Here is a 19,410-nt window from a genome sequence, read left to right as displayed (position 1 = left end):
CGCAGCCTGTCCGCTTTGCCACCTCAATCGCCGATGTAGTCCAGCGGCACGCGCTTGAGGTTGCAGAAAATCTGGTACGGGATCATCCCCGCCTGCTGTGCCACATCGCTGGCCAGCACATTTTTGCCCCACAGCTCGACCGGGCTGCCGATGCCCGCTTCAGGCACGTCGGTCAGATCGATGCAGAGCATGTCCATGGACACCCGTCCGATCAATTGGCTGCGCTTGCCCGCTACCATCACCGGCGTACCGGTCGGCGCCTGGCGCGGATAGCCGTCGGCATAGCCCATGGCAACCACACCGACCCGGGTCGGACGCGGGCTGATGAATTTAGCCCCGTACCCCACCGGCTCACCGGCTGGCAGTTCGCGAACACTGATGACCCGTGATTGCAGGGTCATCACCGGCTGCAGGCGTGCCGCCTCGGCGTGCGGCACTTCGAACGGGGTGGCGCCGTAGAGCATGATGCCCGGACGCACCCAGTCGCTGGGAATGTTCGGCCAACCCAAGACAGCAGGTGAGTTGCGCAGGCTGACTTCGGCACTCAAACCCTGGCGAGCGGCCTGGAACACCGCGACCTGGTCACTGCTTGCACTGCTGTCGAGTTCGTCGGCGCGGGCAAAGTGGCTCATCAGCACGATGCGGGTGACCTTGCCACTGGCCAGCAGGCGCTGGTAGGCCGCCTGATAATCCTTGGGGTGCAAGCCTACCCGGTGCATGCCGCTGTCGAGCTTGAGCCAGACGGTGATCGGCGTGCTCATGCGCGCCTGTTCGATAGCCTCCAGTTGCCACAGCGAATGCACCACGCACCACAAGTCATGCTGGGCGATCAGTTCCAACTCGTTGGCCTCGAAAAAGCCTTCGAGCAGCAACACCGGTGCCTTGATCCCGGCCGCGCGCAACTCCAGCGCCTCCTCGATGCAAGCCACGGCAAAACCATCGGCCTGCGGCTCGAGCGCCAAGGCGCAACGCACGGCGCCATGACCATAGGCATCAGCCTTGATCACGGCCAGGGCTTTGGCTCCGGTCAGTTCGCGGGCAAGTTGATAGTTGTGACGCAGGGCTTGAAGATCGATCAGGGCACGGGCAGGACGCATGACGGCAGCCTTCTGGGCAGTCTGGTTAGAAGTAAAAACCCGGTGCTCAATTGCAGCTTGTGGGCCGCCAGCGGCACCGGGTGAGGGATTGCAATTACGGCAGGGCAGCCACTACCGACAGTTCTACAAGGATTTCCGGTTCGCACAATTTGGCTTCTACGGTAGCGCGAGCCGGCGCGACACCTTTTGGCAGCCACTTGTCCCAGACACTGTTCATGCCCTGGAAGTGCGCATCGATATCCTTCAGATAGATGGTCACCGAGAGCACGCGGCTCTTGTCGGTGCCCGCCAGTTCCAGTAGACGCTCGATGTTGCCCAGGGTTTCACGGGTCTGCTGCTCAATCCCGGCGTTCATGTCATCGCCCACCTGGCCCGCCAGGTAGACGGTGCCATTGTGGGTAACGATCTGACTCATGCGCTCATTGGTGAGCTGGCGCTGGACTGACATTTTCTGCAGGCTCCTGGTGTTTTCCGTAACGAGAGATATCGAGGCCTTCGGCACTGATCTGTGGTTTTTTGCGTGCGATCAAATCGGCCAGCAAGCGACCGGAACCGCAGGCCATGGTCCAGCCCAGTGTACCGTGACCGGTGTTGAGGAACAGGTTACGGAACGGCGTGGCACCGACGATCGGCGTGCCGTCCGGGGTGGTCGGACGCAGGCCGGTCCAGAAACTGGCCTGGCTCAGGTCGCCGCCGCGAGGATAAAGATCGTTGACGATCATCTCCAGGGTTTCGCGTCGACGCGGGTTCAGCGACAGGTCGAAACCGGCGATCTCGGCCATGCCGCCAACGCGGATGCGGTTGTCGAAACGGGTGATCGCGACCTTAAAGGTCTCGTCAAGAATGGTCGAGGTCGGGGCCATGGCCGGATCGGTGATCGGCACGGTCAGCGAGTAACCCTTGAGCGGATAGACCGGGGCCTTGATGCCCAGCGGCTTGAGCAACTGCGGCGAATAGCTGCCCAGCGCCAGCACGTAGCGGTCGGCGGTTTCCAGCTTGCCATCGACCCATACGCCATTGATGCGGTCACCGGCGTAGTCCAGGCGCTGGATGTCCTGACCGAAGCGGAACTCGACACCGAGCTTGATCGCCATTTCCGCCAGGCGGGTGGTAAACAGCTGGCAGTCGCCGGTCTGGTCGTTGGGCAGGCGCAGGGCGCCGGCCAGAATGTCGGTGACGTTGGCCAGGGCCGGCTCGACGCGGGCGATGCCTTCGCGGTCGAGAACCTCATACGGCACGCCGGACTGCTCGAGAACAGCGATGTCCTTGGCGGCGTTGTCCAGTTGCGCCTGGGTGCGGAACAGCTGGGTGGTACCCAGGGTGCGGCCTTCGTAGGCGATGCCGGTTTCAGCACGCAATTCGTCGAGGCAGTCGCGGCTGTACTCGGACAGGCGGACCATGCGCTCTTTGTTCACGGCATAGCGGTTGGCGGTGCAGTTGCGCAGCATCTGCGCCATCCACAGGTATTGGTCGATATCAGCGGTGGCCTTGATCGCCAGAGGCGCATGGCGCTCGAGCAGCCACTTGATGGCCTTGAGCGGCACGCCCGGCGCGGCCCAGGGTGAGGCGTAGCCTGGCGAGACCTGGCCGGCGTTGGCAAAGCTGGTTTCCATGGCGACTGCCGGTTGACGGTCGACCACGACGACTTCAAAACCCTGCCGTGCCAGATAGTAGGCACTGGCGGTTCCGATCACACCGCTACCAAGTACCAGAACTCGCATGTTGATTACCCTCGACGCAGCGTACTGCTGACATTTGTTGTTAATGGCATAGATGGGCGCAGTATAGGAAGGTATGACCAGTGCTTTTCACTATATAAAAGCCTATATTTGGCGAGAATTCTCGGCAAGGTTGGCTTTTACGGAGGGGCATCCACTATGAGAACCCAGCACCAAAGCAAACGTGAACTGGACAAGATCGACCGCAATATCCTGCGGATCCTGCAGGCAGATGGACGCATCTCGTTTACTGAACTGGGCGAAAAGGTCGGCCTGTCGACCACACCCTGCACCGAACGGGTCCGGCGCCTGGAACGCGAAGGGATCATCATGGGCTACAACGCCCGGCTCAACCCGCAGCACCTCAAGGGCAGCCTGCTGGTGTTCGTCGAGATCAGCCTGGACTACAAGTCGGGCGACACCTTCGAAGAATTCCGCCGCGCAGTGCTGAAACTGCCCCACGTCCTGGAATGCCACTTGGTCTCGGGCGACTTCGATTACCTGGTCAAGGCGCGGATCTCGGAGATGGCCTCTTACCGCAAGCTGCTGGGCGACATCCTGCTCAAGTTGCCGCACGTACGCGAATCGAAGAGTTACATTGTCATGGAAGAGGTCAAAGAGAGCCTCAACCTGCCAATTCCGGAATGAGCCTCAGACCAGCACCTGACGGGTGCTGGCGATGTACTGGTGCACCAGCTTCTCGGCCTGGGGATCGATCATTTCGGCCGGGCCGCGACCATTGGGGCAAGGCAAGTGTGCAGTGGTACCGAACAGCCGGCAGATCAGCGGCCGCTCTTCGTACACCGTGCAACCGTCAGGCCCCAGGTGCACACAGTTCAGTTCGGCCAGGGCGGTTTCCTGCTCGGCCGCGCTTTTGCGCGGCAGGCGGGCCATTTCTTCCGAGGACGTGGTGACCGGCCCGCAGCAGTCATGGCAACCGGGGACGCACTCGAAAGATGGGATCTGATCGCGCAGGAAACGGATCTTGTGGCTGTTGCAACTCATGGCGGCCTGCGGCGAAGAAAGGGAATGGCGCTATTTTGCCCCATGGTTGCCCGGCGCCGAAAGTGCAGCTTATCCTGCGTCAATTTTTCCAAACACTTCAAGCCAGGACTCATCCATGAGCGTCCCTGTTCAACCACCCGCTTCTCATGTCGCTTCCTACTACGCCGTCAGCAGCCTGCCGCAGCCGGAATATCCGCCGTTGCAGGGGGAGTTGAGCTGCGATGTCTGTGTGGTCGGCGGCGGTTTTTCCGGGCTGAACACAGCGATCGAACTGGCCGAGCGTGGCCTCAATGTGGTGCTCCTCGAAGCCCGCAAGATCGGCTGGGGCGCCAGCGGGCGCAATGGCGGGCAGCTGATTCGCGGCGTCGGCCACGGCCTTGATCAGTTCACCTCGGTGTTGGGCAGCGACGGTGTGCGCGAGCTAAAACTGATGGGCCTGGAAGCGGTGGACATCGTCCGCCAGCGCATCGAACGTCACTCGATCAATTGCGACCTGACCTGGGGCTACTGCGACCTGGCCAACAAGCCGCGGGACCTGCAAGGCTTTGCCGAGGATGCCGAGGAACTGCGCAGCCTGGGCTACCGCCATGAACTGCGCCTGGTGCAACCTGAGCAAATGCGCACGGTGGTCGGTTCGGACCGCTATGTCGGCGGCCTGATCGACATGGGCTCGGGGCATCTGCACCCACTGAACCTGGCCTTGGGTGAGGCCGCCGTAGCCAACAAGCTGGGGGTTCGCCTGTTCGAACAATCGGCGGTCACCCGCATCGACTATGGCTCACAGGTGCGGGTGCATACTACCCAGGGCTCGGTGCAAGCCAGCACCCTGGTACTTGGCTGCAACGCCTACCTGAATGACTTGAATGCCGAACTGGGTGGCAAGGTGCTGCCCGCCGGCAGCTACATCATCGCCACCGAACCCTTGAGCGAAGCACTGGCGCGGGAACTGCTGCCTCAGAACATGGCGGTATGCGACCAGCGTGTAGCCCTGGATTACTACCGTCTGTCCGCTGATCGTAGGCTGCTGTTCGGTGGCGCCTGCCATTATTCCGGACGCGACCCGCAGGATATCGCTGCTTACATGCGGCCGAAGATGCTCAAAGTGTTCCCGCAACTGGCCGACGTACGCATCGACTACCAGTGGGGCGGCATGATCGGTATCGGTGCCAACCGCCTGCCGCAGATTGGCCGCCTGCCGGACCAGCCGAATGTGTACTTTGCCCAGGCCTACTCCGGCCACGGAGTCAACGCCACTCACCTGGCTGGCAAATTGCTGGGTGAGGCCATCAGCGGTCAGCACAGTGGGCGTTTCGATCTGTTTGCCAAGGTACCGCACATTACTTTCCCTGGCGGCAAGCACTTGCGCTCACCGCTGCTGGCTTTGGGCATGCTCTGGCACCGACTGAAAGAGCTGGTCTGAGCCCGCTGCACATCAGCTACGCCAGAAGGGCTTGAGCCCTTCCGCGCGCGCCTGCTCCGGCGTCAGGCCAACATCTCGCAGTTGCTCGGGGGTCAGCTCCAGCAATGCGCGCCGGCTGTGCCAACGGTGCGCCATCAACCCCCAGGTCCCGAGACCGGCCGGGACATTGAACAGCTGCAAACGCTGCTCACGGCTCAGTTCTTCAGCGTGCAATTTAAGGCGCACATCGCTCATACCGCTCATTGCTTGAATCCTCCGGGGCTGGATAACCGTAGGAAAAGCTTGCGCGCTTGGACAAAAGCATTACAGATTCAAAATACAGTTATTATTTCCATACAGATTTGGTAGTTTTCATACTGAATGCTGTATTTTTCTCTCATCTGTATTGGTCGCCAGCGAACGCCTGCTGCGGGAGTATGCCATGACCCTCTATGTCAACCTTGCCGAGCTACTCAGCGCCCGCATCGAGCAGGGCCTGTACCGCCCCGGCGACCGCCTGCCATCTGTGCGCGCCTTGAGCATGGAACATGGTGTCAGCCTGAGCACCGTGCAACAGGCCTATCGCCTGCTGGAAGACAATGGTCTGGCCGCGCCACGCCCCAAGTCCGGTTACTTCGTACCCACAGACCGTAGCCTGCCAGCGCTGCCCGCCGTCAGTCGGCCGGCGCAACGGCCGGTGGAAATTTCCCAATGGGAACAGGTCATGGAGCTGATCCGCAGCGTGCCGAGCAAGGATGTGGTGCAACTCGGCCGCGGCATGCCCGACGTCGACAGCCCTACCCTCAAGCCCCTGCTGCGCAGCCTGGCCCAGCTCAGCCGGCGCCAGGACATGCCCGGACTGTACTACGACACCATTTCCGGCACTCTGGCCCTGCGTGAACAGATCGCCCGGCTGATGCTCGACTCCGGCTGCAACCTCGGCCCGGCCGACCTGGTGGTGACCACCGGCTGCCATGAGGCGCTGTCGGCCAGCATCCGCGCGGTGTGCCAACCCGGCGATATCGTCGCGGTGGACTCACCGAGCTTTCACGGCGCCATGCAGACCCTCAAGGGCCTGGGCATGAAAGCCCTGGAGATCCCCACCGACCCGGTCACCGGCATCAGCCTCGAAGCCCTTGAGCTAGCCCTGGAGCAATGGCCGATCAAGCTCATCCAGATCACTCCGAGCTGCAACAACCCGCTGGGCTACATCATGCCCGAAGCACGCAAGAAGGCCTTGCTGACCCTGGCCCAGCGTTTCGACGTGGCGATCCTCGAAGACGACGTGTATGGCGACCTGGCCTATACCTACCCTCGCCCGCGGACGATCAAGTCGTTCGACGAAGACGGCCGGGTGCTGCTCTGCAGCTCGTTTTCCAAGACCCTGGCCCCAGGCCTGCGCATCGGCTGGGTCGCCCCCGGACGCTACCTGGAACGGGTGCTGCACATGAAGTACATCAGCACCGGCTGCACGGCGACCCAACCGCAATTGGCCATCGCCGACTTCATCGAAGCCGGGCACTACCAGCCACATCTGCGGCGCATGCGCAGCCAGTACCAGCGTGGACGTGACCAGATGAGTGACTGGGTCACCCGCTACTTCCCGCCAGGCACCCGCGCCAGCCGGCCACAGGGTGGTTTCATGCTGTGGATAGAATTACCAGACAGTTTCGACACCCTGCGCCTGAACCGGGCTTTACTTGGGCAAGGCGTACAGATTGCCGTGGGGAGTATTTTTTCCGCCTCGGGCAAGTACCGTAACTGCCTGCGAATGAATTTCGCCGCACGCCCCACTGCCGAGATCGAGGCGGCAGTACGCAAGGTTGGCGAAACCGCCATTCGTCTACTGGCCGAAGCCGACGGCGGCGAGTAACTTTGCGCCACCGTTCGCGGTCGATATCCATAAGCCCCTGTCGTGAAGGACCCATTGCCTTGAGAAGCCTGCGCGCGCTGCCCCTGCTGCTGTCGCTGACGCTTGGTATGAGTGGATGTGCCAGTGTCAGCCAGCCACGGGAGATCACTCAGGCACTGCCGGCCAGCGACTCGGCCTTCGGTCGCTCAGTGCAACGCCAGGCATCGGCCTACGAAGGACGCTCCGGTTTTCGCCTGCTAGCCAACAGCAATGAAGCGTTCCGCGCGCGGGCCGAGCTTATCCGCAACGCCCAGTCGAGCATCGACCTGCAGTACTACATCGTTCATGACGGCCTCAGTACCCGCGCTCTGGTGCACGAGCTGCTGCAGGCTGCGGACCGCGGCGTGCGCGTGCGCATCCTGCTCGATGACACCACCAGCGATGGTCTCGACGAAAAGATGGCCACCCTCGCCGCCCACCCGAACATCCACATCCGCGTGTTCAATCCGTTGCACCTGGGCCGCAGCACTGGCGTGACCCGGGCCGTAGGCCGACTGTTCAACCTCAACCTGCAACACCGGCGCATGCACAACAAGCTGTGGCTGGTGGACAACAGCATGGCCATTGTCGGTGGCCGCAACCTGGGCGATGAATACTTCGACGCCGAGCCCAACCTGAACTTCACCGATATCGACCTGCTGGGCATCGGCCCGGTCGCCGAGCAACTGGGGCACAGCTTCGATCAGTACTGGAACAGCGCACTGAGCCGACCAATCGGTGACTTCCTCATGACTCAGCCTGATGCCAACGACCTGCGCGCTAGCCGCCAGCGCCTGGAGGCCTCACTGGCCGAGGCCCAGGTCGAGCGCAAGGCGCTCTACGATCGCCTGATGGCCTACAAAACCAATCCGCGCCTGGGTATCTGGCGCAACGAATTGATCTGGGCCCACAATCAGGCACTGTGGGATGCACCAAGCAAGGTCCTGGCCCGCGATGAGCCGGACCCGCAATTGCTGATGACTCATCAGTTGGCCCCGGATATGAATGATGTCAAGCACGAGCTGATCATGATCTCGGCCTACTTCGTGCCTGGCGAGCCCGGCCTGTTGTACCTGACCAGCCGCGCCGATGCCGGCGTCTCAGTCAAATTGCTGACCAACTCCCTGGAGGCCACCGATGTGCCCGCGGTACATGGTGGTTACGCGCCCTACCGCAGGGCGCTGCTGGAACATGGCGTGCATCTGTATGAACTGCGTCGCCAGCCGGGCGACCCCAGTTCGAAACGCGCCCGGCACCTCTACGGCAGTTCCGACTCGAGCCTGCACAGCAAGGCGATCATCTTCGACCGGCGCAAGACCTTCATTGGCTCGTTCAATTTCGACCCGCGCTCGGTGCTGTGGAACACCGAGGTCGGCGTTCTGGTCGATAGCCCCGAACTTGCCGAGCACACCCGCGACCTGGCGGTCCAGGGCATGGCCCCGGCGCTGAGCTACCAGCCCCAACTGGTCGACGGCGAACTGGTCTGGGTGACCGAAGACAATCACCACCTGCACACCCTGACCACCGAACCCGGTGGCCTCTGGCGCCGCTTCAACGCCTGGATCAGCAAGGCCGTGGGCCTGGAGCGAATGCTCTAGACCGGTGCCGGCTCGAAAGCATTCGGCCGCCGTGCAAGCAGCACCAGGCCTGCAGCGCCAGCGGCCATCAGCAGCGGTAAGGCATGACCACTGATCCACTGGCTGCCGGCACCTGCGGCCAGCGGCCCGACCAGACAACCGATCCCCCAGAGCTGTGCCACGTGGGCGTTGGCCCGCACCAGCGCATCATCGCGGTAACGCTCGCCAATCAGTACCAGCGACAAGGTGAACAAGCCGCCGGCACTGGCGCCGAACAACACCCACAGCGGCCAGATCAACCAGGTCTGCAACGTCAGCGGAATGGCCAGGCTCGACAACAGCAGCGTCAGCGCACAACCATTGAACAGGGTGCGCCGCGACATGCGATCGGCCAGCGCGCCAATAGGCAGCTGCAGCAGCGCATCACCGACCACCACAGTGCTGACCATGAACAGGGCGATCTCGGTGCTGAAGCCTTGCTGCAGGCAATACACCGGCAGCAGGGTCAGAATCATTGCCTCGAAGGCGGCGAACAGGGCGATCGCCCAGGCAATCACCGGCAAGCGCCGACAGAAACCAATCAGATCAAACAGGGTCACGCTGCAAGCCTCTGCGCTCGGCGCCCCACCACGCCCCAACAGCACCAGGGGCGCTACCAGCAGCAGGCCCGCGCCGATCCAGAAGCCCAGGTCATCTTCCGATCCCAGTATGCCGAGCAACAACGGTCCGGCCAACTGACTCAAGGCGTAACTGCTGCCATACAGGGCCACCAGCCGACCGCGCCATTGTTCGACCACCAGTTGGTTGATCCAGCTCTCGCCGAGGATGAAGACAATGGTCAGGATCATCCCGATCAGCAGACGCAGCAGCAGCCACAGCGGATAGCTGGGCAACAGCGCCAGCAGGCCGATGGACAGTGCTCCCGCCCACAGGCACAAGCGCATCAGCCCGGGTGTGCCGAAGCGAGCGGCGAGCCGACTGGAGATACTGGCGCCGACCAGCACGCCGATAGCTGGCATCGCCGCCATCACACCGATGGCAAAGCTGCCGTAGCCCCAACTCTCCAGACGCAAGGACACCAGCGGCATGCTCACGCCCAGCGCCAGGCCGACACTGAGCACCGCCGTCAGCACAGCGAAATAGGTTCCCCAACGCATTGCAGCCTCCCAGGCTGTTGTGGATCTGCAGAAACAACACAGCCGAACCTGCGTCAAGCAAGGTCCGGCTGTGAACGGGATCGCGCGGTTGCGGTTACAGCTTGATCCAGGTCGCCTTCAGCTCGGTGTACTTGTCCAGCGCGTGCAAGGACTTGTCACGGCCGTTGCCCGATTGCTTGAAGCCACCGAACGGTGCAGTCATGTCGCCACCATCGTACTGGTTGACCCAGACGCTACCGGCACGCAGGGCCTTGGCGGTCAGATGAGCCTTGGAGATATCCGCGGTCCACACACCGGCTGCCAGGCCGTATGGAGTGTCGTTGGCGATGTTGATCGCTTCTTCGACGCTGTCGAAGGTAATCACCGACAGCACAGGGCCGAAGATTTCTTCCTGGGCAATACGCATGGCATTGCTGACGCCGTCGAAAATCGTCGGCTCGACGTAGGTGCCACCGGTTTCTTCGAGGATACGCTTGCCGCCGACCAGCAGCTTGGCGCCATCACTGTGGCCTGCTTCGATGTACGACAGCACGGTGTTCATCTGCTGGGTGTCAACCAACGCGCCTACAGTGGTAGCTGGATCCAGCGGGTTGCCAGGCTTCCAGGCCTTGAGGGCTTCGAGCACCAGCGGCAGGAACTTGTCCTTGATCGAGCGCTCGACCAGCAGACGCGAACCGGCAGTGCAGACTTCGCCCTGGTTGAAGGCAATGGCGCTGGCGGCAGCTTCGGCAGCAGCATGCAGGTCCGGTGCGTCGGCGAAGACGATGTTCGGGCTCTTGCCACCGGCTTCCAGCCAGACACGCTTCATGTTCGACTCGCCCGCGTAGATCATCAATTGCTTGGCGATCTTGGTCGAACCGGTGAACACCAGAGTGTCCACATCCATGTGCAGGGCCAGGGCCTTGCCGACGGTGTGACCGTAACCTGGCAGCACGTTGAGGACGCCCGCAGGAATACCGGCTTCGATCGCCAGCTGAGCGATGCGAATGGCGGTCAGTGGCGATTTCTCCGAAGGTTTGAGCACTACCGAGTTGCCGGTGGCCAGGGCCGGGCCGAGTTTCCAGCAGGCCATCAGCAGCGGGAAGTTCCACGGCACGATGGCGGCAACCACACCCACAGGCTCGCGGGTCACCAGACCCAGCTGATTGTGCGGAGTTGCAGCGACTTCGTCGTAGATCTTGTCGATCGCTTCACCGTTCCAGCTCAGGGCCTGGGCGGCACCTGGCACGTCGATGGTCAGCGAGTCGTTGATCGGCTTACCCATGTCCAGGGTTTCCAGCAGCGCCAGCTCTTCGACATGCTTATTGAGCAGGGCGGCAAAGCGGATCATGGTGGCCTTGCGCTTGGCCGGGGCCAGACGCGACCAGACGCCGGAAGCGAAGGTAGCGCGGGCGTTTTCCACGGCGCGCTGGGCGTCGGCTTCGTCACAGCTGGCGACCTGCGCCAGCAGACGGCCATCGACCGGGCTGAGGCATTCGAACGTCGCGCCGGAAACGGCGGCGGTGTATTCACCATTGATGAAAGCGCGGCCTTCGACCTTCAGTTGTTGGGCACGCTGTTCCCAATCCGCACGAGTCAGGGTGGTCATACGAAACTCCTCCTCTTGTTAAGGTGCAGTGCCGCACGAGGGCTCACGGGCACTGTCAAAAATTCTGGCTGGGCGAGCTACGCGCACAGGCATCTGCCACCCTAAACCACTGGCGACCAAATTATCAATATATTTGACATAATTGCACCAAACGCCTACTGATGTTCATTTTATTAAACAAACAAGAGATATAGCCATGCGCATTGAGCAGATCATCGACTTCGCCCAGGTCCTCACCGAGGCTGAACGCTATCGCCCGGCTGCCGAAAAAGTCCTCAAGGGCGATCCTGAACAGGCGGTCTACAACCACTATTCCAGCCCTTGTGGTCAGTTTGCTGCGGGAGTCTGGGAAGGCGCAGTCGGGCAATGGACCGTCAATTACACTGAACACGAGTACTGCGAGATCGTTCTAGGCGTTTCGGTGCTGCGCGATGAAGACGGCGGGGCGAAAACCTTGCGCACGGGTGATCGCTTTGTGATCCCGGCAGGTTTCAAGGGCACCTGGGAAGTGCTGGAGCCGTGCCGCAAGATCTACGTGATGTTTGAGCAGAAGTAACGCTCGCAGGGTGCGGGGGCAGACAGTGCTTCCACACCCATAAAAAAGGGCCCGTATCCAGAGATACGGGCCCTTTTTTCGTCAGCCGGATCAATTACTTGATCTTGGCTTCCTTGTAGATCACGTGCTTGCGAACAACCGGATCGAATTTTTTGATTTCGATTTTGTCCGGAGTGGTGCGCTTGTTCTTGTCGGTGGTGTAGAAGTGGCCGGTATTAGCGGTCGACACCAGACGGATCAATTCACGCATGATTCTCTCCCTTAGACCTTAGCGCCGTTACGGCGAATGTCGACCAGAACGGCATCGATGCCGCGCTTGTCGATGATGCGCATGCCTTTGGCAGATACGCGCAGACGCACGAAACGCTTCTCGGACTCGACCCAGAAGCGATGATGCTGCAGGTTCGGCAGGAAACGACGACGGGTTTTGTTGTTTGCGTGGGAAATGTTATTCCCGGTTACCGGACCCTTACCGGTAACTTGACAGACTCTCGACATGCCTCAGCCCTCTAAAACCACATGCCCAACCCGGCATGGGTTGGCCGCTTAATCTCTCAGTCTTTGGCGCCAGGCGCCGTGTTTCTTCGGGGTCTTATCGACTCAATCAGCAGATGCGACAAGCCGAGCCCCTAGAAAAGAGCGCTGCTTTATACCAGAAAGACCAGAGCACAACAACAGAAGATGTGCTTTGACTTGCTGATCGACACGCCGGAGCAGCATAACGACTGGCCCGGCAAGGTGTCGACCACTCGTCGCACGATTGGCAAAAAAGGCTATGGTTATTTCCGGCCCGGCACACTAGGGTAAGACTTTTCCAGACTGCACTGGCAGATGGGTCATCGATCAGCCAAGGAATCCCCATGCGCGCTGCCGCTCTACCCCTGTTGTTCGCCACCCTGCTCGGCCCGGCACTCGCCCAGGCGGCCGCGCTGAGTGTATGCACCGAAGCCAGCCCCGAAGGCTTCGACGTGGTTCAGTACAACTCGCTGACCACCACCAATGCTTCAGCCGATGTGCTGATGAATCGCCTGGTCGAATTCGATGCCGCAACAGGCCAGGTGGTACCGAGCCTAGCCGAAAGCTGGACGGTTTCCGCCGATGGCCTGATCTATGAGTTCAAGCTGCGCCCCGAGGTGAAGTTCCACAGCACCGGTTATTTCAAGCCCGGCCGCACCCTCGACGCCGACGACGTCCTGTTCAGCTTCCAGCGCATGCTCTACTCCGCACATTCCTGGCACAAGATCGCCCAGAGCGGTTACCCCCATGCGCAATCCCTGCAGCTGCCCAGCCTGATCAAGCAGATCGAAGCAGTGGACCCGCTGACCGTGCGCTTCACCCTCAACCACGCCGATGCGACGTTCCTGCCGACCCTGAGCATGGGCTTCGCCTCCATTTACTCCGCCGAATATGCCGACCAGCTGCTCAAGGCCGGCACCCCGGAGAGGCTCAACAGCCAGCCGATCGGCACCGGCCCGTTCGTGTTCAACCGTTTCCAGAAAGACGCGGTGATCCGCTACCGGGCCAACCCGGACTACTTTGCCGGCAAGCCTGCGGTTGATCCGCTGATTTTCGCCATCACCCCGGATGCCAACGTGCGCCTGCAAAAACTCAAGCGCAACGAATGCCAGATCGCCTTGTCGCCCAAGCCGCTGGATATCGCCGCCGCCAGCGAAGATCCGGCGCTGAAGGTGGAAAAGACCGCAGCCTTCATGACCGCTTTCGTGGCTATCAATAGCCAGCATGCCCCGCTGGACAAGCCCGAAGTACGCCAAGCCATCAACCTGGCGTTCGACAAGGCCAGTTACCTCAAAGCGGTGTTCGAAGACACCGCAGTCGCTGCCAATGGCCCCTACCCGCCCAACACCTGGAGCTATGCCAAGGACCTGCCGGGCTACCCCACCGACCAGGACAAAGCCAAAGCGCTACTGGCCAAGGCCGGCCTTAAAGACGGCTTCAGCACCACGATCTGGACCCGCCCGCAAGGCAGCCTGCTCAACCCCAACCCGAGCCTCGGCGCGCAGCTGCTCCAGGCCGACCTTGCCAAGATCGGCATCAAGGCCGAGATCCGCGTGATCGAGTGGGGCGAGCTGATTCGCCGGGCCAAGGCTGGCGAGCATGACCTGCTATTCATGGGCTGGGCCGGTGACAACGGCGATCCGGATAACTTCCTCAGCCCGCAGTTCGGGTGCGCAGCGGTGAAGTCCGGCACCAACTTTGCCCGCTATTGCGACCCGCGCCTTGACCAGCTGATCAGTGCCGGCAAGACCACCACCGACCAGAGCGTGCGTAGCCGCCTGTACCAGCAGGCTCAGGGGTTGATCCAGCAGCAGGCCCTGTGGCTGCCGCTGGCGCACCCGACTGCCGCTGCGCTGTTGCGCAAGAGTGTTGAGGGGTACCAGGTGAGCCCGTTTGGTCGCCAGGACTTCGCCAAGGTCAGCTCGACGCATTGAACCAGCCATGCTCGACCATCGACAGGGGCTCGCCATCGCCCACAATGAGATGGTCGAGCACCCTGACATCAACCAGCTCCAGTGCAGTCTTCAAGCGCCGAGTCAGTACCAGATCAGCATGACTGGGCTCGCTCACGCCTGATGGATGGTTATGGCAAAGAATCAATGCCGCAGCATTGTTTGCCAAGGCACGCTTGATGACTTCCCGGGGATAGACACTGGCACTGTCGATCGAGCCGCGAAACAGCACCTCAAAACCTAGCGGGCGGTGCTTGGTATCGAGAAACAGGCATCCGAATACCTCGCTTTGCTCATGGCGCAGCTTGGCTTTCAGGTAGCGGCGCACCGCACCAGGGCTTTGAAGTGCCGAGTCGCGAACAATCGTTTGCTCCAAGTGCCGTCGACCGATTTCCAGCACTGCCTGCAACTGGGTGTATTTCGCCGGCCCCAACCCGACTTCGCGCTGAAACGCGACCTGATCGGCCTCAAGCAAATGCCGCAATCCACCAAACTGCTTCAACAGATGCCGGGCCAAATCGACGGCGCTCATGCCCGCTACACCTGTGCGTAGAAAAACCGCAAGCAGCTCGGCATCCGACAGGCTACTCGCCCCACGCTGCAACAACTTTTCCCGCGGCCGCTCCGCCGCAGGCCAGTCCCTGATACTCATCCTGCCTCCCTGTCTATCGGTTACTGCTCCTGTGTTTCAGCCCTGTGCTACATTAGCCGCACTTTTTTACGCGACGATTCGGCCTGGGGAGGCGTCGTCGCCGCGTGCAATCACTGAGCAAAAGGCAAGCCTATGCAGCGGCTGTATCGTAAGCGCATCGTTCTCGGCGTCGGCGGCGGCATCGCCGCCTACAAGAGTGCCGAACTGGTTCGCCGACTCCTGGAACACGGTGCGCAGGTGCGTGTCGTCATGACCCGCGGCGGCGCGGAGTTCATCACCCCGCTCACCCTGCAAGCACTGTCCGGTCACCCGGTGCACATGGACCTATTGGACCCTGCTGCCGAAGCGGCGATGGGCCATATCGAACTGGCCAAATGGGCCGACCTGGTGCTGATCGCCCCTGCTACCGCCGACCTGCTGGCGCGCATGGCCCAAGGCGTAGCCGACGATCTGCTGACCACCCTGGTGCTGGCCACCGACGCCACCGTAGCCGTTGCCCCGGCCATGAACCAGGCCATGTGGCGCGACCCGGCCACCCAGGCCAACCTCGAACTGCTGCAGAGCCGCGGCATAAAGGTCTTCGGCCCGGCCTCCGGCAGTCAGGCCTGTGGCGATGTCGGTCTCGGCCGCATGCTCGAGGCCACCGACCTGGCCTGGTGCGCCGCCGAAAGCTTCAAACGCGAATCGCTGACCGGCAAGCATATCGTGATCACTGCCGGACCGACCCAGGAAAACATCGACCCGGTGCGTTACATCACCAACCACAGCTCCGGGAAAATGGGCTTTGCCCTGGCCGAAGCGGCGGTGGAAGCCGGTGCCAAGGTGACCCTGATCAGTGGCCCGGTGCACCTGCCAACGCCCGACCGGGTTACCCGTATCGACGTGGTCAGCGCCCGCGACATGCTGGCTGCCTGCGAAGCGGCGATGCCCTGCGATATTTTCATCGCCTCGGCCGCGGTCGCAGACTACCGCCCAGAAGTGGTCGCACCACAGAAACTCAAGAAAGACCCTACGACAGGTGACGGCCTGCTGCTGCAGATGGTCCGCAACCCGGACATTCTGGCCAGTATCGCCACCCGCCCCGATCGCCCGTTCAGCGTCGGCTTCGCCGCCGAGACCGAACACCTGCTCGACTACGCTGCACGCAAGCTCAAGGACAAGAACCTCGACCTGATTGTCGCCAACGATGTGGCCAACCCCAGCATCGGCTTCAACAGCGAGGAGAACGCCTGCAGCGTGATCGATCGCCAGCTTCACGAAACACTCTTCGCACAGACCAGCAAGGGCAAGATCGCCCGCCAGCTGGTTGCTTTCATCGCCGAACGTCTCAACCAGGTTTAACTCTGCATGCACGCTCTACAAGCCAAGATTCTCGATCCACGCATCGGCAACGAATTCCCGCTGCCGCAGTACGCCACCCCAGGCTCGGCCGGGCTCGACCTGCGCGCCATGCTCAAGCAGGACACGGTCCTTGAGCCGGGTCAGACCATGCTGATTCCTACCGGCCTGTCGGTGTACATCGGCGACCCAGGCCTGGCCGCACTGATCCTGCCGCGCTCGGGTCTGGGCCACAAGCACGGCATCGTGCTGGGCAACCTGGTCGGCCTGATCGACTCCGACTATCAGGGTGAGCTGATGGTTTCCTGCTGGAACCGTGGTCAGACCCCGTTCACCATCGCTGTCGGCGAGCGTATTGCGCAACTGGTTCTGGTACCAGTGGTGCAGGCTCATTTCGATATCGTCGAAGCCTTCGACGAGAGTCAGCGCGGTGCTGGTGGCTTTGGTCATTCCGGCAGCAACTGATCCACTCGCTGCCCACTGTGCGCCAAGGATGGCGAACTCTCTGGCGAAAAGACCGTCAAAGCGTTCAGTTTGAGCCTGCCCTGCACGCCCTCGATATTGGAGCTCCCCAGAGATGAACGACATGGCACACCTGGTACCTGCACTCCCGGAAAGCATCTTCCGCGCCTACGACATCCGTGGCGTGGTCGATGACACCCTGAGCGCCGAAACCGCCTACTGGATCGGCCGCGCCATCGGTGCACAAACCCTGGCCCAAGGCGAACCGAACATTTCGGTAGGCCGTGATGGCCGCCTGTCCGGCCCGATGCTGGTCGAACAACTGATCAAGGGCCTGGTCGAAGCCGGCTGCCAAGTCAGCGATGTCGGTCTGGTGCCGACTCCTGCCCTGTACTACGCCGCCAATGTCCTGGCCGGCAAGTCCGGTGTCATGCTCACCGGCAGCCACAACCCGCCGAACTACAACGGTTTCAAGATCGTCATTGCCGGCGACACCCTGGCCAACGAGCAGATCCAGGCGCTGTTGACCCGCCTGAAGACCAACGACCTGAGCCACGGCGAAGGTAGCGTCGTCCAGGTCGAAATCCTTGATCGCTATTTCCAGCAGATCACCAGCGACATCAAGCTGGCGAAAAAACTGAAAGTCGTCGTCGACTGCGGTAACGGTGCGGCAGGCGTGATTGCCCCGCAACTGATCGAAGCCCTGGGCTGCGAAATGATCCCGTTGTTCTGCGAAGTCGACGGCAACTTCCCTAATCATCACCCGGACCCGGGCAAACCCGAGAACCTGGTCGACCTGATCGCCAAGGTCAGGGAAACTGGTGCAGACCTCGGTCTGGCCTTCGACGGCGATGGCGACCGCGTCGGCGTGGTGACCAACACCGGCAGCATCGTCTACCCCGATCGCCTGCTGATGCTGTTCGCCCAGGACGTACTTGAGCGCAACCCGGGCGCCGAGATCATCTTCGACGTCAAATGCACGCGCCGCCTGACCCCGCTGATCGAGCAGTACGGTGGTCGCGCGCTAATGTGGAAGACTGGTCATTCGTTGATCAAAAAGAAGATGAAGCAAACCGGCGCCTTGCTGGCCGGCGAGATGAGCGGACACATTTTCATCAAGGAACGCTGGTACGGTTTCGACGACGGCATCTACAGTGCCACGCGCCTGCTGGAGATCCTCAGCAAGGCCAAAACCGATGCCGAACAGCTGTTCGCCGCATTCCCGAATGATATTTCCACACCGGAAATCAACATTGATGTGACCGACGACGGTAAATTCAGCATCATTGATGCACTGCAACGCGACGCCGACTGGGGCAACAACGCCAACCTGACCACCATCGATGGTGTGCGGGTCGACTATCCCCACGGTTGGGGCCTGGTTCGCGCCTCCAACACCACACCGGTGCTGGTACTGCGCTTCGAGGCTGACAACGACGCCGAACTGCAGCGTATCCAGGAAGTATTCCGCGCCCAGTTGCAGCGCGTTGCTCCTGATCTGCAACCCAAGTTCTGACTGACTATCTGTTCCAACTGGAGCCCTGCATGACCCTCGATCGCGATGCCGCCACCCATGTCGCCCAGGTTTTGTCCGAAGCGCTGCCTTACATCCGCCGTTTTGTCGGCAAGACCCTGGTGATCAAATACGGCGGCAACGCGATGGAGAGCGAAGAGCTCAAAACCGGTTTTGCCCGCGATATCGTGCTGATGAAAGCGGTCGGCATCAACCCGGTGGTCGTGCATGGCGGCGGCCCGCAGATCGGTGACCTGCTCAAGCGCCTGTCGATCGAAAGCCACTTCATCGATGGCATGCGCGTTACCGACGCGCAGACCATGGACGTGGTCGAGATGGTCCTCGGCGGCCAGGTGAACAAGGACATCGTCAACCTGATCAACCGTCATGGCGGCAGCGCCATTGGCCTGACCGGTAAAGACGCCCAGCTGATCCGTGCGAAAAAACTGACCGTTACCCGTCAGACGCCGGAGATGACCACCCCGGAAATCATCGATATCGGCCATGTCGGCGAAGTCACCAACGTCAACACCGACCTGCTGAACATGCTGGTCAAAGGTGACTTCATCCCGGTCATCGCGCCAATCGGCGTCGGTGCCAACGGTGAGTCGTACAACATCAATGCCGACCTAGTGGCTGGCAAGGTGGCCGAAGCGCTGAAAGCTGAAAAGCTGATGCTGCTGACCAACATCGCCGGCCTGATGGACAAGCAAGGCACCGTACTCACCGGCCTGACCACCGAGCAGGTCAACGAGCTGATCGCTGACGGCACCATCTACGGCGGCATGCTGCCGAAGATCCGCTGCGCCCTGGAAGCCGTGCAAGGCGGCGTCAACAGCTCGCACATCATCGACGGCCGGGTGCCTAACGCGGTGCTGCTGGAGATCTTTACCGACAGTGGTGTCGGTACCCTGATCACCAATCACAAACCTCGTTAAAACATCAATCGCGGGGCAAGCCCGCTCCCACCGCAATGGTAGGAGCGGGCT

The 19,410-nt window shown here is 61.5% G+C and carries 19 protein-coding genes and 1 pseudogene; 10 read left to right on the top strand and 10 right to left on the bottom strand.

Going from position 1 to position 19,410, the window contains the following annotated elements; all coding sequences use genetic code 11:
• Window positions 1-23: 23 nt before the first annotated feature.
• From alr to dadA, 3 genes are all read right to left on the bottom strand, one after another.
• Window positions 24-1,097, bottom strand: a complete 1,074-nt coding sequence (gene alr / locus ACRESH_RS12315; protein ID WP_431742256.1) for an alanine racemase — start codon at window positions 1,095-1,097, stop codon at window positions 24-26.
• Between the two features lie 94 nt (window positions 1,098-1,191).
• Window positions 1,192-1,545: a RidA family protein gene (locus tag ACRESH_RS12310; protein WP_431742255.1), complete on the bottom strand. Its 354-nt coding sequence runs from the start codon at window positions 1,543-1,545 to the stop codon at window positions 1,192-1,194.
• Window positions 1,517-2,818: a D-amino acid dehydrogenase gene (gene dadA / locus ACRESH_RS12305; protein ID WP_431742254.1), complete on the bottom strand. Its 1,302-nt coding sequence runs from the start codon at window positions 2,816-2,818 to the stop codon at window positions 1,517-1,519. The genes ACRESH_RS12310 and dadA overlap by 29 nt, the downstream gene beginning before the upstream one ends.
• A 156-nt stretch (window positions 2,819-2,974) precedes the next feature.
• Here dadA and ACRESH_RS12300 point away from each other — a divergent pair, with 156 nt between their 5' ends.
• Entirely contained in the window at window positions 2,975-3,463 is a 489-nt protein-coding gene (locus ACRESH_RS12300) for an Lrp/AsnC ligand binding domain-containing protein (protein WP_431742253.1), read from the top strand.
• 3 nt (window positions 3,464-3,466) lie between these two features.
• Here the strand turns inward: ACRESH_RS12300 and ACRESH_RS12295 are convergent, their stop codons facing one another.
• Window positions 3,467-3,820 (bottom strand): YkgJ family cysteine cluster protein, encoded by a 354-nt coding sequence (locus ACRESH_RS12295; protein ID WP_431742252.1) that lies wholly within the window; start codon window positions 3,818-3,820, stop codon window positions 3,467-3,469.
• A gap of 115 nt (window positions 3,821-3,935) precedes the next feature.
• On the opposite strand from ACRESH_RS12295, the gene ACRESH_RS12290 reads away from it, so the two are divergent.
• The gene (locus tag ACRESH_RS12290) at window positions 3,936-5,240 is read left to right on the top strand and encodes an NAD(P)/FAD-dependent oxidoreductase (protein WP_431742251.1); all 1,305 of its coding nucleotides are present in this window, start codon (window positions 3,936-3,938) and stop codon (window positions 5,238-5,240) included.
• 12 nt (window positions 5,241-5,252) lie between these two features.
• On the opposite strand, the gene ACRESH_RS12285 is transcribed toward ACRESH_RS12290, so the two are convergent.
• A complete protein-coding gene (locus ACRESH_RS12285) occupies window positions 5,253-5,483 on the bottom strand; it encodes a DUF1127 domain-containing protein (RefSeq protein WP_431742250.1) in 231 nt (76 codons plus the stop codon).
• Between the two features lie 178 nt (window positions 5,484-5,661).
• Between ACRESH_RS12285 and ACRESH_RS12280 the strand changes: the two genes are divergently transcribed.
• Window positions 5,662-7,092 carry a PLP-dependent aminotransferase family protein gene (locus tag ACRESH_RS12280; protein ID WP_431742249.1) on the top strand — a complete coding sequence of 477 codons (1,431 nt, stop codon included), beginning with the start codon at window positions 5,662-5,664 and terminating at the stop codon, window positions 7,090-7,092.
• A gap of 59 nt (window positions 7,093-7,151) precedes the next feature.
• On the top strand, window positions 7,152-8,708 hold the full coding sequence (locus ACRESH_RS12275) for a phospholipase D family protein (RefSeq protein ID WP_431742248.1): 1,557 nt from the start codon (window positions 7,152-7,154) through the stop codon (window positions 8,706-8,708).
• Here ACRESH_RS12275 and ACRESH_RS12270 read toward each other — a convergent pair.
• Window positions 8,705-9,844: an MFS transporter gene (locus ACRESH_RS12270; RefSeq protein WP_431742247.1), complete on the bottom strand. Its 1,140-nt coding sequence runs from the start codon at window positions 9,842-9,844 to the stop codon at window positions 8,705-8,707. The genes ACRESH_RS12275 and ACRESH_RS12270 overlap by 4 nt on opposite strands.
• 94 nt (window positions 9,845-9,938) lie before the next feature.
• Window positions 9,939-11,432 carry an aldehyde dehydrogenase gene (locus tag ACRESH_RS12265; protein WP_431742246.1) on the bottom strand — a complete coding sequence of 498 codons (1,494 nt, stop codon included), beginning with the start codon at window positions 11,430-11,432 and terminating at the stop codon, window positions 9,939-9,941.
• A gap of 196 nt (window positions 11,433-11,628) precedes the next feature.
• Here ACRESH_RS12265 and ACRESH_RS12260 point away from each other — a divergent pair, with 196 nt between their 5' ends.
• Window positions 11,629-11,988 carry a cupin domain-containing protein gene (locus ACRESH_RS12260; protein WP_431742245.1) on the top strand — a complete coding sequence of 120 codons (360 nt, stop codon included), beginning with the start codon at window positions 11,629-11,631 and terminating at the stop codon, window positions 11,986-11,988.
• 94 nt (window positions 11,989-12,082) lie between these two features.
• On the opposite strand, the gene rpmG is transcribed toward ACRESH_RS12260, so the two are convergent.
• Both rpmG and rpmB read right to left on the bottom strand, forming a co-directional pair.
• Window positions 12,083-12,238 (bottom strand): 50S ribosomal protein L33, encoded by a 156-nt coding sequence (rpmG, locus tag ACRESH_RS12255; protein WP_010225867.1) that lies wholly within the window; start codon window positions 12,236-12,238, stop codon window positions 12,083-12,085.
• A gap of 11 nt (window positions 12,239-12,249) precedes the next feature.
• Entirely contained in the window at window positions 12,250-12,486 is a 237-nt protein-coding gene (rpmB, locus tag ACRESH_RS12250) for a 50S ribosomal protein L28 (RefSeq protein WP_010225868.1), read from the bottom strand.
• A gap of 362 nt (window positions 12,487-12,848) precedes the next feature.
• Between rpmB and ACRESH_RS12245 the strand changes: the two genes are divergently transcribed.
• Entirely contained in the window at window positions 12,849-14,438 is a 1,590-nt protein-coding gene (locus tag ACRESH_RS12245) for an ABC transporter substrate-binding protein (protein ID WP_431742244.1), read from the top strand.
• On the opposite strand, the gene radC is transcribed toward ACRESH_RS12245, so the two are convergent.
• Window positions 14,422-15,108 (bottom strand): RadC family protein, encoded by a 687-nt coding sequence (radC, locus tag ACRESH_RS12240; protein WP_431742243.1) that lies wholly within the window; start codon window positions 15,106-15,108, stop codon window positions 14,422-14,424. The genes ACRESH_RS12245 and radC overlap by 17 nt on opposite strands.
• Before the next feature lie 132 nt (window positions 15,109-15,240).
• Here radC and coaBC point away from each other — a divergent pair, with 132 nt between their 5' ends.
• The 4 genes and pseudogenes from coaBC (at window position 15,241) to argB (ending at window position 19,359) form a co-directional block, all read left to right on the top strand.
• The gene (gene coaBC, locus ACRESH_RS12235) at window positions 15,241-16,449 is read left to right on the top strand and encodes a bifunctional phosphopantothenoylcysteine decarboxylase/phosphopantothenate--cysteine ligase CoaBC (protein WP_431742242.1); all 1,209 of its coding nucleotides are present in this window, start codon (window positions 15,241-15,243) and stop codon (window positions 16,447-16,449) included.
• A gap of 6 nt (window positions 16,450-16,455) precedes the next feature.
• Window positions 16,456-16,911 (top strand): dUTP diphosphatase, encoded by a 456-nt coding sequence (gene dut, locus ACRESH_RS12230; RefSeq protein ID WP_431742241.1) that lies wholly within the window; start codon window positions 16,456-16,458, stop codon window positions 16,909-16,911.
• Window positions 16,912-17,047: 136 nt separating this feature from the next.
• Window positions 17,048-18,424, top strand: a pseudogene (locus ACRESH_RS12225) (phosphomannomutase/phosphoglucomutase); the annotation flags it as partial.
• 29 nt (window positions 18,425-18,453) lie between these two features.
• A complete protein-coding gene (gene argB / locus ACRESH_RS12220; protein ID WP_431742240.1) occupies window positions 18,454-19,359 on the top strand; it encodes an acetylglutamate kinase in 906 nt (301 codons plus the stop codon).
• Window positions 19,360-19,410 lie beyond the last annotated feature (51 nt).

The sequence above is a fragment of the Pseudomonas sp. genome (assembly GCF_050739775.1).
Taxonomy (GTDB): domain Bacteria; phylum Pseudomonadota; class Gammaproteobacteria; order Pseudomonadales; family Pseudomonadaceae; genus Aquipseudomonas.
This window is presented reverse-complemented; position numbering and strand designations above follow the sequence as displayed.